The organism is Pseudomonas sp. W2Oct36 (assembly GCF_041060465.1).
In the GTDB taxonomy this organism is placed as follows: Bacteria; Pseudomonadota; Gammaproteobacteria; order Pseudomonadales; family Pseudomonadaceae; genus Aquipseudomonas; species Aquipseudomonas graminis_B.
In genome coordinates this window covers 133,464-149,089 of sequence record NZ_JAUERW010000010.1, presented here as the reverse complement: position 1 = coordinate 149,089, position 15,626 = coordinate 133,464, and the positions used below count along the sequence as shown (strand labels likewise).

Genomic DNA, 15,626 nt, shown 5'->3' with positions numbered 1-15,626 from the left:
ATGGCGTATCAATCCTCAAACGCCATTCCATGCCTGGCCTTGGTGGTTTTCACCGCCTCAAGCACCGCCAGCAGGCAGTCATCGCGATACCGCTCCAGCGCCGCAATGCTGTGGCTACCCAGCTGATCGGAGGTGCCATCGACCACGTCGTCAATCAGCTTGTCGGTCAGCTCCGGTGCCGGAAGATAGGTCCACGGCAACTGCAACGCCGGACCGAACTGCGCCATGAAGTGACGCATGCCCGCATCGCCACCGGCCAGGGTATAAGTCAGAAAGGTGCCCATGAATGACCAGCGCAGGCCGGCGCCGAAACGAATCGCGTCATCAATTTCGCCGGTGGTCGCCACCCCATCGTTCACCAGGTGCAGGGCCTCACGCCACAGCGCCTCGAGCAAGCGATCCGCAATAAAACCGGGGACCTCTTTACGCACATGCAGCGGTCGCATGCCCAGTGATGCATAGACCTGAATCGCTGCCTGCACCGCTTCCGGCGCGGTGTTCTTGCCGCCGACCACTTCCACCAGCGGTAGCAGATAAACCGGGTTGAACGGATGGCCCACCACGCAGCGTTCCGGGTGCGTGGCGCTTTCGTAAAACTCCGACGGCAGCAGGCCGGAAGTGCTGGAAGCGATGATCGCGTCAGGCTTGGCCGCCGCGCTGATCTTGCTGTGCAGATCCAGCTTGAGGTCAAGGCGCTCCGGGGCGCTTTCCTGAATGAAGTCGGCGTCGCGAACACACTCTTCGATGGTGTCGACGAAGCGTAGACGTTCCTGGGAGGCGCCCGATGCCAGGCCCTTTTGCTCAAGCGCTGGCCAGGCATTGGCGACGCGTTTTCGCAGCGCTGCTTCGGCTCCCGGCGCCGGGTCCCAGGCCACGACGTCCAGGCCATGAGCCAGCGCGCGCGCCACCCAACCGCTGCCAATGACACCGCTGCCCAAGGCCGCGAAGGTTTTGATGGTGGTGATGAAGGTCATGTCGGTTACTCGAGAAAGTGTCGAAGCCCTTGTAGGAGTGAGTTTGCTCGCGATAGCTATTTATATGTGCCGGATGTGTGGCTGACACACCGTCATCGCGAGCAAGCTCACTCCTGCACGGTAGGATTTGTGTGGGGATCAAAACCGCTTTTTCAGCCCCATCTTCACGCGGCCCTCGGCCGGGGTCAGAACCCGAGCGCCCAGGCGGCTGAGAATCTCGCTGGCCCGCTCGACCAGCGCGCCGTTGCTGGCGAGCACGCCTTTGTCGAGCCAGATGTTGTCCTCCAGACCGACCCGCACGTTGCCGCCGAGCAATACCGCCTGCGCAGCCATCGGCATTTGCATGCGCCCGATACCAAAAGCGGCCCACACTGCGTCAGCAGGCAAGTTGTCGACCATGGCTTTCATCGTGGTGGTGTCCGCCGGCGCGCCCCATGGAATGCCCATGCACAGCTGAAACAGGGGGTTGTCGAGCAAGCCTTCTTTCATCATCTGCTTGGCAAACCACAGGTGGCCGGTGTCAAAAATCTCCAGCTCGGCTTTCACCCCCAGCTCTTGAATACGCTTGGCCCCCGCCCGCAGTTGCGCGGGTGTGGACACATAAATGGTGTCGCCATCGCCGAAGTTGAGGGTGCCGCAATCCAGTGTGCAGATTTCCGGCAGCAGCGCTTCGACGTGCGCGAGCCGGGTCAGCGGCCCGACCAGATCGGTGCCGGGGCCGAAATCGGTCGGACGTTCGCCCGGGCCGATTTCCAGATCGCCGCCCATGCCTGCCGTCAGGTTGACGATGATGTCGATGTCCGCTTCACGGATGCGGTCCATGGTTTCGCGGTACAGCTCGACGTCACGGCTGAACTTGCCGGTCTCGGGATCGCGCACATGGCAGTGCACGACTGTCGCCCCGGCCTTCGCGGCCTCGACTGCGGCTGCGGCAATCTGCTTGGGCGTGATCGGAACCAGGTGGCTTTTCCCGGTCGTGTCGCCAGCACCGGTCAGTGCGCAGGTGATGATGACGTCGTGATTCATGGGTAAGGTTCCTTGCAGGCCAGACAGTGACGCGGACGTTTGGGGCCCGCTTTTGAGGTGCAAAGCTACGCAGCGGCGAGCCCGTCAAAACGCACAGCGGCGACAAGGTCTTGCACAGCAGCGACCTGTGCGGTTGCTGCCGATCGGCAAAGAGGTGTATTTGATGAGCGGGTCCGGGAAGCGCGATCGCTTTTGACCCCGCCTCGCGCAAATCGCCCATAGGCTCAAATCCCAAGGAACGCGCCAACGATGTCCCAGGATTTCTACTTTCTGCTCATGCCCGGCTTTTCGATGATGGGTTTCGTGTCGGCGCTGGAGCCGCTGCGCGTCGCCAATCGCTTTGGTGGCGAGCTGTTTCGCTGGCACATTCTGAGCGCCGACGGCGGTCCGGTGATTGCCAGCAACGGCATGTCGGTGAACGCCGATGCCGCACTGGAGCCCCTGAAAAAAGGCGCAACGCTGTGGGTGATGGGCAGCGTTGATCCGCTGAAGTTTTACACCGGGACGCTGGAACACTGGCTCCGCCGCCTGGACCTGGAAGGCGTGACTCTCGGGGCCATCGACACCGGCAGTTTCGTCCTCGCCCAGGCCGGTCTGTTGGAGGGCTATCGTTTGACTCTGCACTGGGAAGCGCTGGACGCCTTCAAGGAAACCTATCCCCGGCTGCAAGCAACACAGGAATTGTTCGAGATCGATCGGCGCCGCATTACGTCGGCTGGCGGCACGGCCTCCATCGACATGATGCTCGACCTCATCGGGCAGGCCCACGGAGCTGACATGGCGATCAAGGTCTCCGAGCAGTTCGTTCTCGGGCGCATACGTCAGCGCAAAGACCACCAGCGCATGCAGATTGCCACGCGCTACGGCATCAATAACAAGAAACTGGTTCAGGTGATTGGCGTCATGGAGCAGCACACCGAGCCGCCGCTGAGCACGCTGGAACTGGCGGAAGGGATTCAGGTGACGCGGCGTCAGCTGGAGAGGCTCTTTCGTCTGCACCTGAACGACACGCCGAGCAACTTCTACCTCGGCCTGCGGCTGGAAAAAGCGAGGCAACTGCTGCGTCAGAGCGACATGAGCGTGCTGGAAGTCAGTATTGCGTGCGGGTTTGAATCGCCATCGTATTTCACCCGCAGTTACAGGGGGAGATTTGTGGTGTGCCCGAGGGAGGACCGAGGGCGTACACGTGAGGTGAAGGCTGTCTGAACCCCAATTATTGTGAATTATAGTCGTGACTATAATTGGGTATAAATGGCGCGGCGTGCTCCTTCCGCCTTCTTCCTCAGGCTCCGGCTCGTTCAGTAGGACCGGCTTCAGCCGGGAATAGGTCCGGTTGAGCACCCTCAGTTTAAGGTGGTGGCGCCTGACGCCTTCCCGGCTAAAGCCGGTCCTACAGTCGGTTTTAACCCCGGTCAACCATCGAGCAAGCGATGGGGTGCAGACCTCTCTACTTAGTCTTCATCAACGCCGAGCACGCCGCCTTGTAAGCCTCATGCTGATATTTGTTCAGCGCTGTCGGCAGCTCAAAGCTGTGCTTCTTCATCTGAGCATTAATCGTCTGAGGCGACAGCAGGATGACGTCACAGTCTTCCAGCAGTTGGAAGACGGTTTCGATTTTGAACGTCGTCGGGCCGCCGGCGAACTCGCCTTTCTTGCTGCGCTTTTTGATCGCGATATGACCGATGCCGTTGTCACGCACGAAGGCCTCGATCTGGCGTGCGAACGCTTTCACGTTGGCGGCCTCATCGTCGTCTTTAAGGGCGATCTTCTTGATTGGCAGTGGAACGTGTTCGAGCGCGCCGGACGCGCGGGTGGCGACAGCGAAGATGGCCTCGCTGCCTTTGATTTCTACGCCGCAGATGTTCATGTGCATACCTTGAGCTCGGGAAGGGCGTCAGGGTAGCGCATTCGGGATCACTCAGACTGCGCGACGGTGTCCAGATACTCCGATCGCTCGTCGCTGGCGCGGGTCAGGCAATCGTTCTGGTCGATGTTGAATTCTTTAGTTCCGGGCTTGGCCGGGAACACTTCAACGGCGCAATCCGCGTCACGCAGTTTTTTCCAGGCTTCCTGAGCCGCCTTGAGTTTGGTGGCGAACTCCTCGGCCTGGGCCTTGTTCGCCCCGAACTGCGTCTGCACCCGCTCAAGCACGTTCTGCACATTCTCGGTCAGCAGCTTCTCCGCTGTGTCGCGGCTGTACACCGAGCACTCTAGGGTCTGTTGGTCCTCTTCGACGCCATCACAAGGATTGGCGGCCGGATTGGCTGCAGCGTGGGCACCTGTCGCGAATAAAGCCAAAGCCAGAAACATGGTTTTCATTGGGACTTCCCGAGTCAGAGATGGATTGGATTCTCGCCCAAGCGCGAGGCAAAGAACAGGTATGAAATGCGGCCGGAAAAAGACCACGTCCCCCCCTTTGTCGTTTCTTGACGCTTTCGGCAATTCCCCTGTCGTTTTTGCACCCGGCTCCTCTGACCCTCAGGCATATGCTGACCCCAAAGCGCCGGCAGACCTTCCGGCCATTAAAGAACTACAGGGGACCGCCTGATGAGCCCAGCCGAATTACACGCCGACAGCATCGTCATTGACGGGTTGATCATTGCCAAATGGAACCGTGAGCTGTTCGAGGACATGCGCAAAGGCGGCCTGACCATGGCCAACTGCACAGTTTCGGTGTGGGAAGGTTTTCAGCAGACCGTCAACAGCATCGCGTCCAGCCAGAAACTGATTCGTGAGAACAGCGACCTGGTGATCCAGGTGCGCAACACCGCTGACATCCGCAAGGCCAAGGAACTGGGCAAGACCGGCATCCTGTTCGGCTTCCAGAATGCCCATGCTTACGAGGATCAGATCGGCTACGTCGAGATCTTCAAGCAGCTGGGCGTGGGCATCGTGCAGATGTGCTACAACACCCAGAATCTGGTGGGCACCGGCTGCTACGAGCGCGACGGCGGCCTGTCGGGCTTCGGTCGTGAAATCGTCGCGGAAATGAACCGCGTCGGCGTCATGTGCGACCTCTCCCATGTGGGCTCGAAGACGTCCGAGGAAGTCATCCTCGAGTCGAAGAAGCCAGTGACTTACTCCCACTGCCTGCCTTCGGGCCTCAAAGAACACCCCCGCAACAAATCCGACGCCGAGCTGAAGTTCATTGCCGATCACGGCGGCTTTGTCGGCGTGACCATGTTCGCGCCGTTTCTGGCCAAGGGCATCGATTCGACCATCGACGATTACGCCGAAGCCATCGAGTACGTGATGAACATCGTCGGCGAAGACGCCATCGGCATCGGCACTGACTTCACCCAGGGTCACGGCCAGGAATTTTTCGAATACCTGACCCACGACAAAGGCTACGCCCGCCGCTTGACCAACTTCGGCAAGATCATCAACCCGCTGGGCATCCGAACCGTCGGCGAATTCCCGAACCTCACCGAAACCCTGCTTAAACGCGGCCACTCCGAGCGCGTGGTGCGCAAGATCATGGGCGAAAACTGGGTACGCATCTTGGGTGACGTCTGGGGCGAATAAGCCGCCAGCCCCACGCGCCGAGCACTGAATTTTTCCTCTCCCCGTCGCGGAGAGGGCATCCACTCGAATTTCCGGAGTTAAGTTTCCATGGCCAAGATCGCCCCGCAATTGCCAATCGAAGTCGACAGCGAGACCGGTGTCTGGACCTCCGACGCCCTGCCGATGCTGTACGTGCCGCGCCATTTCTTCGTCAACAACCACATGGGCATCGAAGAAGTACTGGGCGCCGAAGCGTACGCCGACATCCTCTACAAGGCCGGCTACAAGTCCGCCTGGCACTGGTGCGAGAAAGAAGCCGAATGCCACGGCATCGAAGGCGTCGCGGTGTTCGAGCACTACATGAATCGTCTGTCCCAGCGCGGTTGGGGGCTGTTCAAGATTCAGGACATCGATCTGGAAAAAGGCACCGCCAGCGTCAAGATTGAGCACTCGGCCTTCGTTTACGTCTACGGCAAAGTGGGGCGCAAGGTCGATTACATGTTCACCGGCTGGTTTGCCGGCGCCATGGACCAGGTCCTGGAAGCCAGCGGCAGCAAAATCCGCACCGTGGCCGAGCAGGTTTACGGCGGATCCGAAGAAGGCCACGACGACGGCCTGTTTGTCGTCAAGCCGTTGTAAGTCGAGGTTTCCGTCATGGCTTTCGAAGCGATGTTTCAACCGATTCAGATCGGTAAATTGACCATACGCAACCGCGTATTGAGTACCGCGCACGCCGAGGTCTACGCCACCGACGGCGGTATGACCACCGACCGTTACGTGAAGTACTACGAGGAGAAAGCCAAGGGCGGCATCGGTCTGGCCATTTGCGGCGGCTCGTCCAGCGTGGCCATCGACAGCCCGCAAGGCTGGTGGAAATCGGTCAACCTGGCGACTGACAAGATCATTCCGCACTTCCAGAACCTTGCCGACGCCATGCACAAGCACGGCGCCAAGATCATGATCCAGATTACCCACATGGGCCGTCGCTCCCGCTGGGACGGCGATCATTGGCCGACGCTGCTGTCGCCTTCGGGCATCCGCGAGCCGGTACACCGCGCGACCTGCAAGACCATCGAGCCGGAAGAGATCTGGCGGGTGATCGGCAATTACGCCAGCGCGGCGGCGCGTGCCAAGGCCGGTGGCCTGGACGGCGTCGAGCTGTCGGCAGTGCATCAACACATGATCGATCAGTTCTGGAGCCCTCGGGTCAACAAGCGTACTGACGAGTGGGGCGGCAGCTTCGAAAACCGCATGCGCTTCGGCCTGGAAGTGATCAAGGCTGTGCGCAAGGAAGTCGGCCCTGACTTCTGCGTCGGCCTGCGGATCTGCGGCGACGAATTTCACCCGGACGGCCTCAGCCACGAGGACATGAAGGAGATCGCCAAGTACTACGACCAGACCGGCATGATCGACTTCCTCGGTGTCGTCGGATCAGGATGCGATACCCACAACACCCTGGCCAACGTCATCCCGAACATGAGTTATCCACCGGAGCCATTTCTGCATCTGGCGGCCGGCATCAAGGAAGTGGTCAAGGCGCCTGTGCTCCACGCGCAGAACATCAAGGACCCGAATCAGGCGACGCGCATCCTTGAAGGCGGTTACGTCGACATGGTCGGCATGACCCGCGCGCACATCGCCGACCCGCACCTGATCACCAAGATCAAAATGGGTCAGGTCGACCAGATCCGTCAGTGCGTCGGTGCCAACTATTGCATCGACCGTCAGTACCAGGGCCTGGACGTGCTGTGCATCCAGAACGCCGCAACGTCCCGCGAATACATGGGCGTGCCGCACATCATCGAAAAAACCACCGGCGTGAAGCGCAAAGTGGTGATCGTCGGGGCAGGGCCTGCCGGGATGGAAGCGGCGCGCGTTTCGGCCGAGCGTGGCCACGACGTGACCTTGTTCGAGAAGAAAGACGCCATCGGCGGACAGATCACAACGGCCTCGAAAGCACCGCAGCGCGATCAGATTGCCGGCATCACGCGCTGGTTTCAGCTTGAACTGGCGCGCCTGAAAGTCGATCTGCGTCTGGGCACGGCGGCGGACATCGCGACCATCATGGACCTGCGTCCGGACGTGGTGGTGCTGGCGGTGGGCGGTCATCCGTTCATTGAGCAGAACGAGCATTGGGGCGCCGCTGAAGGCTTGGTGGTCAGCAGCTGGGACATCCTCGACGGCAAAGTCGCGCCGGGCAAGAACGTGCTGGTCTACGACACCATTTGCGAGTTCACCGGCATGTCCACGGCCGACTTTCTGGCGGACAAAGGCTGCCAGGTCGAGATCGTCACAGATGACATCAAGCCGGGCGTGGCCATCGGTGGTACGTCGTTCCCGACTTACTACCGCAGCATGTACCCGAAGGAAGTGATCATGACCGGCGACATGATGCTGGAGAAGGTCTACCGCGAAGGGGACAAGCTGGTCGCGGTGCTGGAGAACGAATACACCGGCGCCAAAGAGGAGCGGGTGGTCGATCAAGTGGTGGTCGAGAACGGCGTTCGTCCTGACGAGGGGCTCTATTACGGGATGAAGGAAGGTTCGCGCAACAAGGGCCAGATCGACATCGACGCCCTGTTTGCGATTCAGCCGCAGCCGTCGTTGAGTCAGCCGGGTGACGGGTATCTGCTGTTCCGCATTGGCGACTGCGTGGCTCAACGCAATACCCATGCGGCGATCTATGACGCACTCAGGCTGTGCAAGGATTTCTAGCGGCCGGCACACAACCCTGTAGGAGTGAGCTTGCTCGCGAAAGCGGCGGGTCTGTCGACATCCATGTTGAATGTCAGTCCGGCTTCGCGAGCAAGCTCACTCCTACAGGAATCGAGTAAGGCATCCCGACCTGCAAGACCCTGAGTCTTTGGGAGCTCCACATGCTAAACACCCTTCTTCCCATCCTGCTCTTCGCTGCCCTGGGCCTTGCGGTCCTTGGCGCGTTGCGGCGGGTGAGCCTGTGGCGCAACGGGCGTGCCGCCAAGGTCGATCTGCTCGGCGGGTTGCTGGCCATGCCCAAGCGCTACATGGTCGATCTGCACCACGTCGTCGCCCGGGACAAATACATCGCCAATACCCACGTGGCTACGGCGGGCGGGGCGGTTGCGTCGATCGTGCTTGCGATTCTGGTTCACGGGTTTGGCTGGCATAACCGGGTCCTCGGCTACGCGCTGTTGCTGATGTCGGCCGTGATGTTCGTGGGCGCAATCTTCATGTACCTGCGTCGTCGCAACCCGCCGAGTCGGTTGTCGAAAGGCCCGTGGATGCGCCTGCCGAAGAGCCTGCTGGCGTTCTCGGGCTCGTTCTTTATCGTCACGTTGCCGGTTGCGGGCGTTCTGCCGGCGAACTTCGGTGGCTGGTTGCTGGCGATCATTCTGGGCATCGGCGTGCTGTGGGGCGTCTGCGAATTGTTCCTCGGCATGACTTGGGGCGGCCCGATGAAACACGCCTTCGCTGGCGCGCTGCACTTGGCCTGGCATCGCCGTCCCGAGCGTTTTGGCGGTGGCCGCTCGACGGGGCTGAAACCCCTCGATCTGAAGGACAGAACCGCGCCGCTGGGCGTGGAGAAACCCAAGGACTTCACCTGGAATCAGCTGCTCGGTTTCGATGCGTGCGTGCAGTGCGGCAAGTGCGAAGCTGCGTGCCCGGCCTTCGCTGCCGGCCAGCCGCTGAACCCGAAAAAACTGATTCAGGACATGGTCGTCGGCCTGGCGGGCGGCACCGATGCAAACTTCGCCGGCAGCCCTTATCCGTCCCTCGACGGCCAGGGCAAGCCTATCGGCGAACATGGCGGCAACCCCCATCAACCCATCGTCAACGGGCTGGTCGACGCCGACACCCTGTGGTCGTGCACGACCTGCCGGGCCTGCGTGGAAGAATGCCCAATGATGATCGAGCACGTTGACGCCATCGTCGACATGCGCCGGCATCTGACCCTCGAAAAAGGCGCCACCCCCAACAAAGGCGCCGAGGTCCTGGAGAACCTCATCGCAACGGACAACCCAGGTGGCTTCGCGCCGGGCGGACGCATGAACTGGGCGGCTGACCTGAACCTTGACGTCATGAGCCACAAGAAAACCGTGGACGTGCTGTTCTGGGTCGGCGATGGCGCGTTCGACATGCGCAATCAGCGCACCTTGCGCGCCTTCGTCAAAGTGCTGAAAGCGGCCAAGGTCGACTTCGCCGTGCTGGGGCTGGAGGAACGCGACAGCGGCGATGTGGCTCGTCGTCTGGGCGATGAAGCAACGTTCCAGACGCTCGCCAGACGCAACATCCAGACGCTGGCGCAGTACGACTTCAAGCGCATCGTCACCTGCGACCCCCACAGCTTTCATGTGCTGAAAAACGAATACGGTGCGTTCGGGGGTCACTACGTCGTACAGCACCACAGCACGTATCTGGCCGAGCTGATAGTCAACGGCGCGTTGAATCTGGGTCAGCACAAAGGCGCCAGCGTCACCTATCACGATCCGTGCTACCTCGGCCGTTACAACGGCGAGTACCAGGCGCCGCGCGATGTGCTGCGTGCGCTGGGCATTGAGGTCAAGGAAATGGTCCGGTCCGGATTCCGCTCACGCTGCTGCGGCGGCGGCGGTGGCGCGCCGATCACCGACATTCCTGGCAAACAACGTATCCCGGACATGCGCATGGATGACATCCGCGAGACGGGCGCCGAGCTGGTGGCTGTGGGTTGTCCACAGTGCACCGCGATGCTTGAAGGCGTGGTCGAGCCACGGCCGATGATCAAGGACATCGCCGAGCTGGTGGCTGAAGCACTGCTTGAAGAAACCGCGCCTGCAAAACCGGCAGCGGCCCGACGTGAACCTGCGGAGGCGCATTGATGAGTGACATTATCCGCCGTGACCCACGTGCCGAATGGATCGCACGTAACCGTTTGCATCCGCTGCACGCGGCCATGCAACCGGCTCAAGCCAGCTGGATGGGGCCCAACGGTGTGCTGCGTAAAAACGTGCATGGCATCGGTTTTATCGGTCCCAACGGCGTCAAACGCATTGATCGAAGCGGTGCGCAACAGGGTGGAGCGGTCAAGCGTTCGGCATCGGTGGACGTGCAATTGCCGCTGCACCTGATTGCCGAGCCCTCTTTCTACATCGCTGTCGTTCCCGACATGGTCGGCGGCCGTCTGAGCAGCCATGACCGCGACTTGCTGGGCTTGGCCCATGGTCTGGCTGGCAACGAGGGCGCCGTCCTGGCGGTGATTTTTGGCGAGCACAAAGAGACGGCGTTCGACACTGCAGGCGTCGATCGTCTGTTGATACTGGAAGGCAGCGCGTTCACTGGTTATTCCCCCGAGCAGCGTGTGCAAGGTTTGCGAGCTGTGGATAACCAGTTCGACCCCCATCACTGGTTGCTGCCCGACAGCAGAAACGGCGGGGGAGAGTTGGGACGCCGCTTTGCGGCCAGTCTGGGTGAGCGACCGTCGACACGAGTGTGGCAAGTCGCTGGTGAACGGTGCATCGGTCGTGCAGGCGCTGGTGCCGAGGATCTGTCGCGTCCCGTGTCCCGGTTGATTCTTGCTCAAGCGGAATGTGCCGAACCCGTCAGTGAGACACGGCATGAAGCGCTGCCGGTAGAGTTATCCACAGCTGTCGCGCGCAGCTTGTCACGAATCGAGGACCTCGGTGCCGTTTCGGTCGACCCGGCACTTATCCCCATGTCTGAAGCTGAGTTCATATTTTCGGGTGGCAACGGGATCAAGGATTGGTCATTGTTTCACCGTACCGCCGTCGCGCTGGGCGCCACCGAAGGCGCATCCCGAGTGGCCGTTGACGATGGCTTCATGACCCGGGATCGTCAGGTCGGTGCATCCGGCACCTGGGTCACCGCCCGGGTATACGTGGCGGTCGGGATCTCCGGTGCGATCCAGCATCTACAGGGCATTGGCGCCTGCGACAAGGTGGTGGCCATCAATCTCGACCCCACCTGCGACATGATCAAGCGCGCGGATCTGTCAGTGATCGGCGAGAGCTCTGCCATTCTCGAAGCGCTGATTGAGGCGGTCGACACCTACCGGAACGGGGAGAAGCGCGATGCAGCCTGAAATGGGTGTCTCTGTGGATAAAGGTGCGCTGCACGTGATCAGCCTCGTCTCCGTTGGCGCGCACCCGACGTCAGGACGGCCGCGTCGGGCTGAGCAGGATGCCCGTGCCGTAGAGCTGGGTTTGCAACTGGCTGGGGATAACTTGCACGTATTACATGCGGGTGACGCCGAAGAACCTGCATTACGTGGCTACCTGGGCATGGGCGTGGACGAGCTTCACGTGCTGGCTCAGCCGCCAGGCGCGGACGCGGTGCCTGGGCTCACGGATTACATTCGCGAGTCGGGCGTGCAGTTGGTGCTGACCGGCAGTCAGACGGAGACGGGTGAAGGTTCCGGCATGCTCCCGTATTTGCTGGCTGAAACGCTAGGCTGGCCGCTCGTGGTGGGCTTGGCGGAGGTCGAGTCCATGAGCAACGGCAGCGCCCAGGTGCTGCAGGCGCTCCCCCGAGGTCAGCGCCGCCGACTCAAGGTCCGGCTGCCGTTTCTCGCGACTGTGGATAACTCGGCACCGAAACCTCGGCAGAGCGCCTACGGCCCGGCGCAGCGCGGCCTGCTGGACGTGGAGGCGATCGAGGTGGTCATCGATGAAGTGTTCACCGGCGCTGAGCTGACGCCCGCGAAACCACGGCCTAAACGTTTGAAGGTCATCAAAGCCAAGAGCGGCGCTGATCGCATGAAGGCCGCAACGGCGAAAGCGAGCGGAGGCGGTGGGCAGGTGCTCAAAGGGGTGACTGCTCAGGAGGGGGCTGCGGCGATTTTGAAATTGTTGGTGGAAGAGGGGGTGGTTCGTTGAACACCGAAAGGCGTCACAATGGCGCCTCTCGGTGTTCACGACTGAGGCGTATCGGGCTGCATTTTTCGACTTCTGGAATCTGCATCTACAATCACAACGTCGAAAACCTGCTCAATAACCTGACGTGGTCCCTGTTTCAAACTCCATGCAAAGAAAACGAGGCACCCAACAAGTAAAGTGAACAAGCCCGAGCCAACGAGGCTCTGCGCAGCCCCCTTCCAGAACCCTGGCCGCGCCATGCGGATGTCGTTGGCGGCTCTTGAAGAGTAAAACGCTGCCAGCTCTTCCGTTTCGGTGCTCAGTGAGGACTCCAGGAAGTTTGTCGCCAGCCGGGTCGCTTGGGTTCGATAGGCTTCAATTTGCGAGCTGCTGTTGCTGATGTCGTGGAACGCAACGAGATCGCAATCTAGCGGATCAGTACCGTTCCTCTCTTTAAACGCGTGGATATACTCGATTTTTTGCCGTTTATACACCGAGTACGCCAGTTGGCCGAGTATGTCGTCCTCATCGTTCACTAACTCGCTGAAGATGTAGTTGTAGCGCTCTTCGATCATGTGAAATCACTCCTGCCGGAGCCTGCGGGAGGCCGATCGGAATGCTTCCCTGATTTCTTCCGTAGTCTTAGGTTTAAAGCTGATAATGCCCAATAATTCTTTGGGCAGAGCGAACGAGGCTCCTTGCTTACGTTTGGATAGCCTGTTGTTCGCCTCGATGACGACTTTGCGTGAGAACGGTGTCCAGTGATGCATGAGTGTGCTCCTTGCCGCCGGTGATTTGCGCTGAGTGTAGCGAGCCGTCCGGGGCATTGATGTCAGACGCTTCCTAAACGTACCGGCCCAAACGTCCATGTGCATATACCCACAATCGCTGTTGATCCGCCTGTGGATAAACTGTTCGGCCATTGCTACAGACCTTGTTCTCTATGGCTTTCAAGCAGGTGGTCAATTTTTGATCGCTCTATCCCGCGGATTCTTATAGGTTTTTTCCACACGCCAGGCCTCGCGGTCCTTGTTCTTACCCACATTCTCTGTGTGCGGGCGTGTGGATAAGATGTTCGTGATCCCCTGTAGGCCACGTAATCCGTGGTCTCTGGAGTGGCGGTCAGATTTTAACCAATAATGCCTCTGGCGCGCCCTTTTGTCTCTCTGGGCATCGTTATCAAGCGTATTCCACGCTTGTCCACAGCGCTGGGCATACTTACGCACATATGCTGTTGGCGCTTCTGTGGATAACATGTTCGCGGTTAGGCTTGAGCCCCTGAATCCGGTAGGTTGAGCAATCTGCTCAAAAAGTGATCAGCCACTTGCGCTGAATACAGTCGGGGCAGTATTCAGTCGCGCGAATATCTCCAAATCTTCAACCCTGATGGCGTTGTAAATCTCCTCATTCGGCAGGCAGGTAGGAGAGTGTCATTGTCCGATTCAGCAAACTCGTATCTACGCCAGCGCCTGCGCAACGACCCCTTCGTTTTGCAATTCGCTCCAGGGGCCGTCTGCAATGACCTCGCCGTTTTTCAACACAATCACACGATCGAAACGGGACAGCGCAGTCATGTCGTGGGTAGCGCACACCAGCCCCCTTTTATGGAAGTGCTCGAACAGAGTGCTCCACACACCCTGGGCGGTCTCCTGATCCAGAGCCGATGTTGGCTCGTCGAACAAGTTGAAATCTCCAGGGCGATTTATCAGCCGGAGCAGTGAAAGTCGCTTTGCTTCGCCTCCGGAAATGTTTACTGCGCCTTCAGCTATTGACCGGTAGGCGGCCAGGTGTGCCACGCCAAGATCGTCAAGGATTCGGGGGAGGTGGTCTGACATGGGTGATCAAAGAGCACAGAGTGTTTGAATGTGCCTTCAAGAAACACTGGGTCTTGAGGACAGTAGCGAACCCGATCCAGATACGTCTGAATGTCGCACCCTCGTAATGTCCTGCCATTTATGGAAAGGGCGTGCCGGAGTGTTTTCAGCGTTCCGGCCATCGTGTCTAAAAGCGTGCTTTTGCCGGCACCACTGGGCCCGATGATCGCAACGGATTGGTCAGGCGTGAAATGCAGCTTACAGTTCGTTACCTGAGCAACTGCGACCAATTCCAGTCTTCATAAAGGTTCAGGTAAAGGTTCTTGCGGTACCTCTACAAGATCCTCCAGTGACAAGATTTTCAGAAGCCTCTGTCTGTCTACCGAAAACTGATCCAGTGCCCGATAGGCCTCTGCCAAAGCGCTGCAATTACTGAGAAACATGCCAGCCAGCGAAAATACGGCGACCAGCTCCCCAACAGACAAGCGTGGAGATAGGGAAGCCTGGTCACTGACGCCCCAGGCAAGCAGCCCGGCCGTGGACAGCCCGATGTACAAAACTTTGATCGAACTGAGAACAGCGCCGGTACTTGCCACTCGTGTTGCCGCGTGTGCGTACTCTGTGTAGCTCTGGCGAAGCGGTTTCATGGCGAGGCCGCAAGCCTGCTCGAGTTTCAGGATTTTGCCTGCCTGCAGGGTTTCGAATAGCTTGGACGACACCCTGTCATCTTCATCATTGACGGCAACCAGATAAGGGCGCCGCCAGCAGATCAGCTGGTGGTAGAGCAAGATGTAGCCGACAGAAACACCCAGCAGGGTGGTGAACATCAGTGCGCCGCCCAAGTAGGCAAAGATGCTCGCGATCAAAGCCAGTTCAATCAGCAGCGGAAACCCTGATGTGATGAAAAAAATCAGAAACTTCTCGTGAGCAGTTATTCCTCGTTCCACGGATTTGATGAGCCCGCCAATCCGAAGGGACGAAAATTGCTCAAACTCTTTGCCCAGTATTTTTTCAGACCATTCGGTGGAGAAGTCTGCCAGTGTTGTCTGCACGAGCTTCACCAGTTGATAAGTCTGAAGCGGGTGCAACACGGACTGCAGCAGCACAGCGCCGCAAAGAATAATCAGTAAATCGCTAAGTGTGAGTGAAGCGACATCTTCTGCGACAGAGAGGTTATCAATAATCTTTCCCAGCAACAGGGCTGGCGCTAGAGTGGACAGCTTCAATAGAACGGTAAGTGCGGTGGCGCTTATGAACAGTCTTTTCCTGGCCCTCAGTGTCTCGGTGATAAAATCGATCATCCGCATAAGTACCTCTGGGAGCACACTGTCGATGAGCGCTTAAAAAGCCTCATCATTTGCTACGAGTGCTGTACTGATAACAGGCGCTGATCGTCATTCACATCGATTGCTGAGGTGAAACTTCTGTTCTTCCTGTAGGCCGCTTCAGTGATGTCGTAGGTCGGTCTGAATAACTCT

At 59.4% G+C, this 15,626-nt stretch carries 16 protein-coding genes; 7 read left to right on the top strand and 9 right to left on the bottom strand.

The annotated features are described in order from the left end of the window. Positions 1–8: 8 nt before the first annotated feature. Positions 9–974 (bottom strand): L-carnitine dehydrogenase, encoded by a 966-nt coding sequence (locus tag QWI18_RS15310; RefSeq protein WP_369319190.1) that lies wholly within the window; start codon positions 972–974, stop codon positions 9–11. Between the two features lie 138 nt (positions 975–1,112). Beyond that, positions 1,113–2,000 carry a 3-keto-5-aminohexanoate cleavage protein gene (locus QWI18_RS15305; protein ID WP_065991245.1) on the bottom strand — a complete coding sequence of 296 codons (888 nt, stop codon included), beginning with the start codon at positions 1,998–2,000 and terminating at the stop codon, positions 1,113–1,115. A 249-nt stretch (positions 2,001–2,249) separates the two neighbouring features. Here QWI18_RS15305 and QWI18_RS15300 point away from each other — a divergent pair, with 249 nt between their 5' ends. After that, complete coding sequence (locus QWI18_RS15300; RefSeq protein WP_192135024.1) at positions 2,250–3,206, top strand: GlxA family transcriptional regulator; 957 nt, start codon at positions 2,250–2,252, stop codon at positions 3,204–3,206. Between the two features lie 241 nt (positions 3,207–3,447). On the opposite strand, the gene QWI18_RS15295 is transcribed toward QWI18_RS15300, so the two are convergent. Further along, the gene (locus tag QWI18_RS15295; protein WP_369319189.1) at positions 3,448–3,867 is read right to left on the bottom strand and encodes a DUF3010 family protein; all 420 of its coding nucleotides are present in this window, start codon (positions 3,865–3,867) and stop codon (positions 3,448–3,450) included. A 47-nt stretch (positions 3,868–3,914) separates the two neighbouring features. After that, positions 3,915–4,319, bottom strand: coding sequence for a lysozyme inhibitor LprI family protein (locus tag QWI18_RS15290; RefSeq protein ID WP_192135020.1), 405 nt, complete (start codon positions 4,317–4,319; stop codon positions 3,915–3,917). Between the two features lie 228 nt (positions 4,320–4,547). On the opposite strand from QWI18_RS15290, the gene QWI18_RS15285 reads away from it, so the two are divergent. The 6 genes from QWI18_RS15285 (at position 4,548) to QWI18_RS15260 (ending at position 12,355) form a co-directional block, all read left to right on the top strand. Beyond that, entirely contained in the window at positions 4,548–5,525 is a 978-nt protein-coding gene (locus QWI18_RS15285; protein ID WP_074886739.1) for a dipeptidase, read from the top strand. 87 nt (positions 5,526–5,612) lie between these two features. Next, positions 5,613–6,143 carry a 4-vinyl reductase gene (locus QWI18_RS15280; protein WP_192135016.1) on the top strand — a complete coding sequence of 177 codons (531 nt, stop codon included), beginning with the start codon at positions 5,613–5,615 and terminating at the stop codon, positions 6,141–6,143. A gap of 15 nt (positions 6,144–6,158) precedes the next feature. Then, positions 6,159–8,219, top strand: a complete 2,061-nt coding sequence (gene dgcA / locus QWI18_RS15275) for a dimethylglycine demethylation protein DgcA (RefSeq protein WP_192135014.1) — start codon at positions 6,159–6,161, stop codon at positions 8,217–8,219. A 161-nt stretch (positions 8,220–8,380) separates the two neighbouring features. Continuing rightward, positions 8,381–10,342, top strand: coding sequence for a dimethylglycine demethylation protein DgcB (gene dgcB / locus QWI18_RS15270; protein ID WP_369319188.1), 1,962 nt, complete (start codon positions 8,381–8,383; stop codon positions 10,340–10,342). Beyond that, on the top strand, positions 10,342–11,562 hold the full coding sequence (locus QWI18_RS15265; protein ID WP_369319187.1) for an electron transfer flavoprotein subunit alpha/FixB family protein: 1,221 nt from the start codon (positions 10,342–10,344) through the stop codon (positions 11,560–11,562). Before dgcB ends, QWI18_RS15265 begins: the two co-directional genes overlap by 1 nt. Then, the gene (locus QWI18_RS15260) at positions 11,552–12,355 is read left to right on the top strand and encodes an electron transfer flavoprotein subunit beta (protein ID WP_369319186.1); all 804 of its coding nucleotides are present in this window, start codon (positions 11,552–11,554) and stop codon (positions 12,353–12,355) included. The genes QWI18_RS15265 and QWI18_RS15260 overlap by 11 nt, the downstream gene beginning before the upstream one ends. Positions 12,356–12,390: 35 nt before the next feature. On the opposite strand, the gene QWI18_RS15255 is transcribed toward QWI18_RS15260, so the two are convergent. The 5 genes from QWI18_RS15255 to QWI18_RS15235 all read right to left on the bottom strand — a co-directional run bounded on the left by QWI18_RS15255 (position 12,391) and on the right by QWI18_RS15235 (position 15,449). Beyond that, the gene (locus tag QWI18_RS15255; protein WP_065991256.1) at positions 12,391–12,909 is read right to left on the bottom strand and encodes a hypothetical protein; all 519 of its coding nucleotides are present in this window, start codon (positions 12,907–12,909) and stop codon (positions 12,391–12,393) included. A 6-nt stretch (positions 12,910–12,915) separates the two neighbouring features. After that, complete coding sequence (locus tag QWI18_RS15250; protein WP_065991257.1) at positions 12,916–13,104, bottom strand: hypothetical protein; 189 nt, start codon at positions 13,102–13,104, stop codon at positions 12,916–12,918. A 687-nt stretch (positions 13,105–13,791) separates the two neighbouring features. Continuing rightward, complete coding sequence (locus QWI18_RS15245; RefSeq protein ID WP_369319208.1) at positions 13,792–14,169, bottom strand: hypothetical protein; 378 nt, start codon at positions 14,167–14,169, stop codon at positions 13,792–13,794. Beyond that, positions 14,100–14,438: an ATP-binding cassette domain-containing protein gene (locus tag QWI18_RS15240; RefSeq protein ID WP_369319185.1), complete on the bottom strand. Its 339-nt coding sequence runs from the start codon at positions 14,436–14,438 to the stop codon at positions 14,100–14,102. The genes QWI18_RS15245 and QWI18_RS15240 overlap by 70 nt, the downstream gene beginning before the upstream one ends. A gap of 9 nt (positions 14,439–14,447) precedes the next feature. Beyond that, a complete protein-coding gene (locus QWI18_RS15235; RefSeq protein ID WP_369319184.1) occupies positions 14,448–15,449 on the bottom strand; it encodes a hypothetical protein in 1,002 nt (333 codons plus the stop codon). Positions 15,450–15,626: the final 177 nt, after the last annotated feature.

Bases quoted from the DNA above. Each gene is read 5' to 3' on its own strand.
- QWI18_RS15310 (WP_369319190.1), bottom strand. From the start codon at position 974: ATGACCTTCATCACCACCATCAAAACCTTCGCGGCCTTGGGCAGCGGT.
- QWI18_RS15305 (WP_065991245.1), bottom strand. From the start codon at position 2,000: ATGAATCACGACGTCATCATCACCTGCGCACTGACCGGTGCTGGCGAC.
- QWI18_RS15300 (WP_192135024.1), top strand. From the start codon at position 2,250: ATGTCCCAGGATTTCTACTTTCTGCTCATGCCCGGCTTTTCGATGATG.
- QWI18_RS15295 (WP_369319189.1), bottom strand. From the start codon at position 3,867: ATGAACATCTGCGGCGTAGAAATCAAAGGCAGCGAGGCCATCTTCGCT.
- QWI18_RS15290 (WP_192135020.1), bottom strand. From the start codon at position 4,319: ATGAAAACCATGTTTCTGGCTTTGGCTTTATTCGCGACAGGTGCCCAC.
- QWI18_RS15285 (WP_074886739.1), top strand. From the start codon at position 4,548: ATGAGCCCAGCCGAATTACACGCCGACAGCATCGTCATTGACGGGTTG.
- QWI18_RS15280 (WP_192135016.1), top strand. From the start codon at position 5,613: ATGGCCAAGATCGCCCCGCAATTGCCAATCGAAGTCGACAGCGAGACC.
- dgcA (WP_192135014.1), top strand. From the start codon at position 6,159: ATGGCTTTCGAAGCGATGTTTCAACCGATTCAGATCGGTAAATTGACC.
- dgcB (WP_369319188.1), top strand. From the start codon at position 8,381: ATGCTAAACACCCTTCTTCCCATCCTGCTCTTCGCTGCCCTGGGCCTT.
- QWI18_RS15265 (WP_369319187.1), top strand. From the start codon at position 10,342: ATGAGTGACATTATCCGCCGTGACCCACGTGCCGAATGGATCGCACGT.
- QWI18_RS15260 (WP_369319186.1), top strand. From the start codon at position 11,552: ATGCAGCCTGAAATGGGTGTCTCTGTGGATAAAGGTGCGCTGCACGTG.
- QWI18_RS15255 (WP_065991256.1), bottom strand. From the start codon at position 12,909: ATGATCGAAGAGCGCTACAACTACATCTTCAGCGAGTTAGTGAACGAT.
- QWI18_RS15250 (WP_065991257.1), bottom strand. From the start codon at position 13,104: ATGCATCACTGGACACCGTTCTCACGCAAAGTCGTCATCGAGGCGAAC.
- QWI18_RS15245 (WP_369319208.1), bottom strand. From the start codon at position 14,169: ATGTCAGACCACCTCCCCCGAATCCTTGACGATCTTGGCGTGGCACAC.
- QWI18_RS15235 (WP_369319184.1), bottom strand. From the start codon at position 15,449: ATGATCGATTTTATCACCGAGACACTGAGGGCCAGGAAAAGACTGTTC.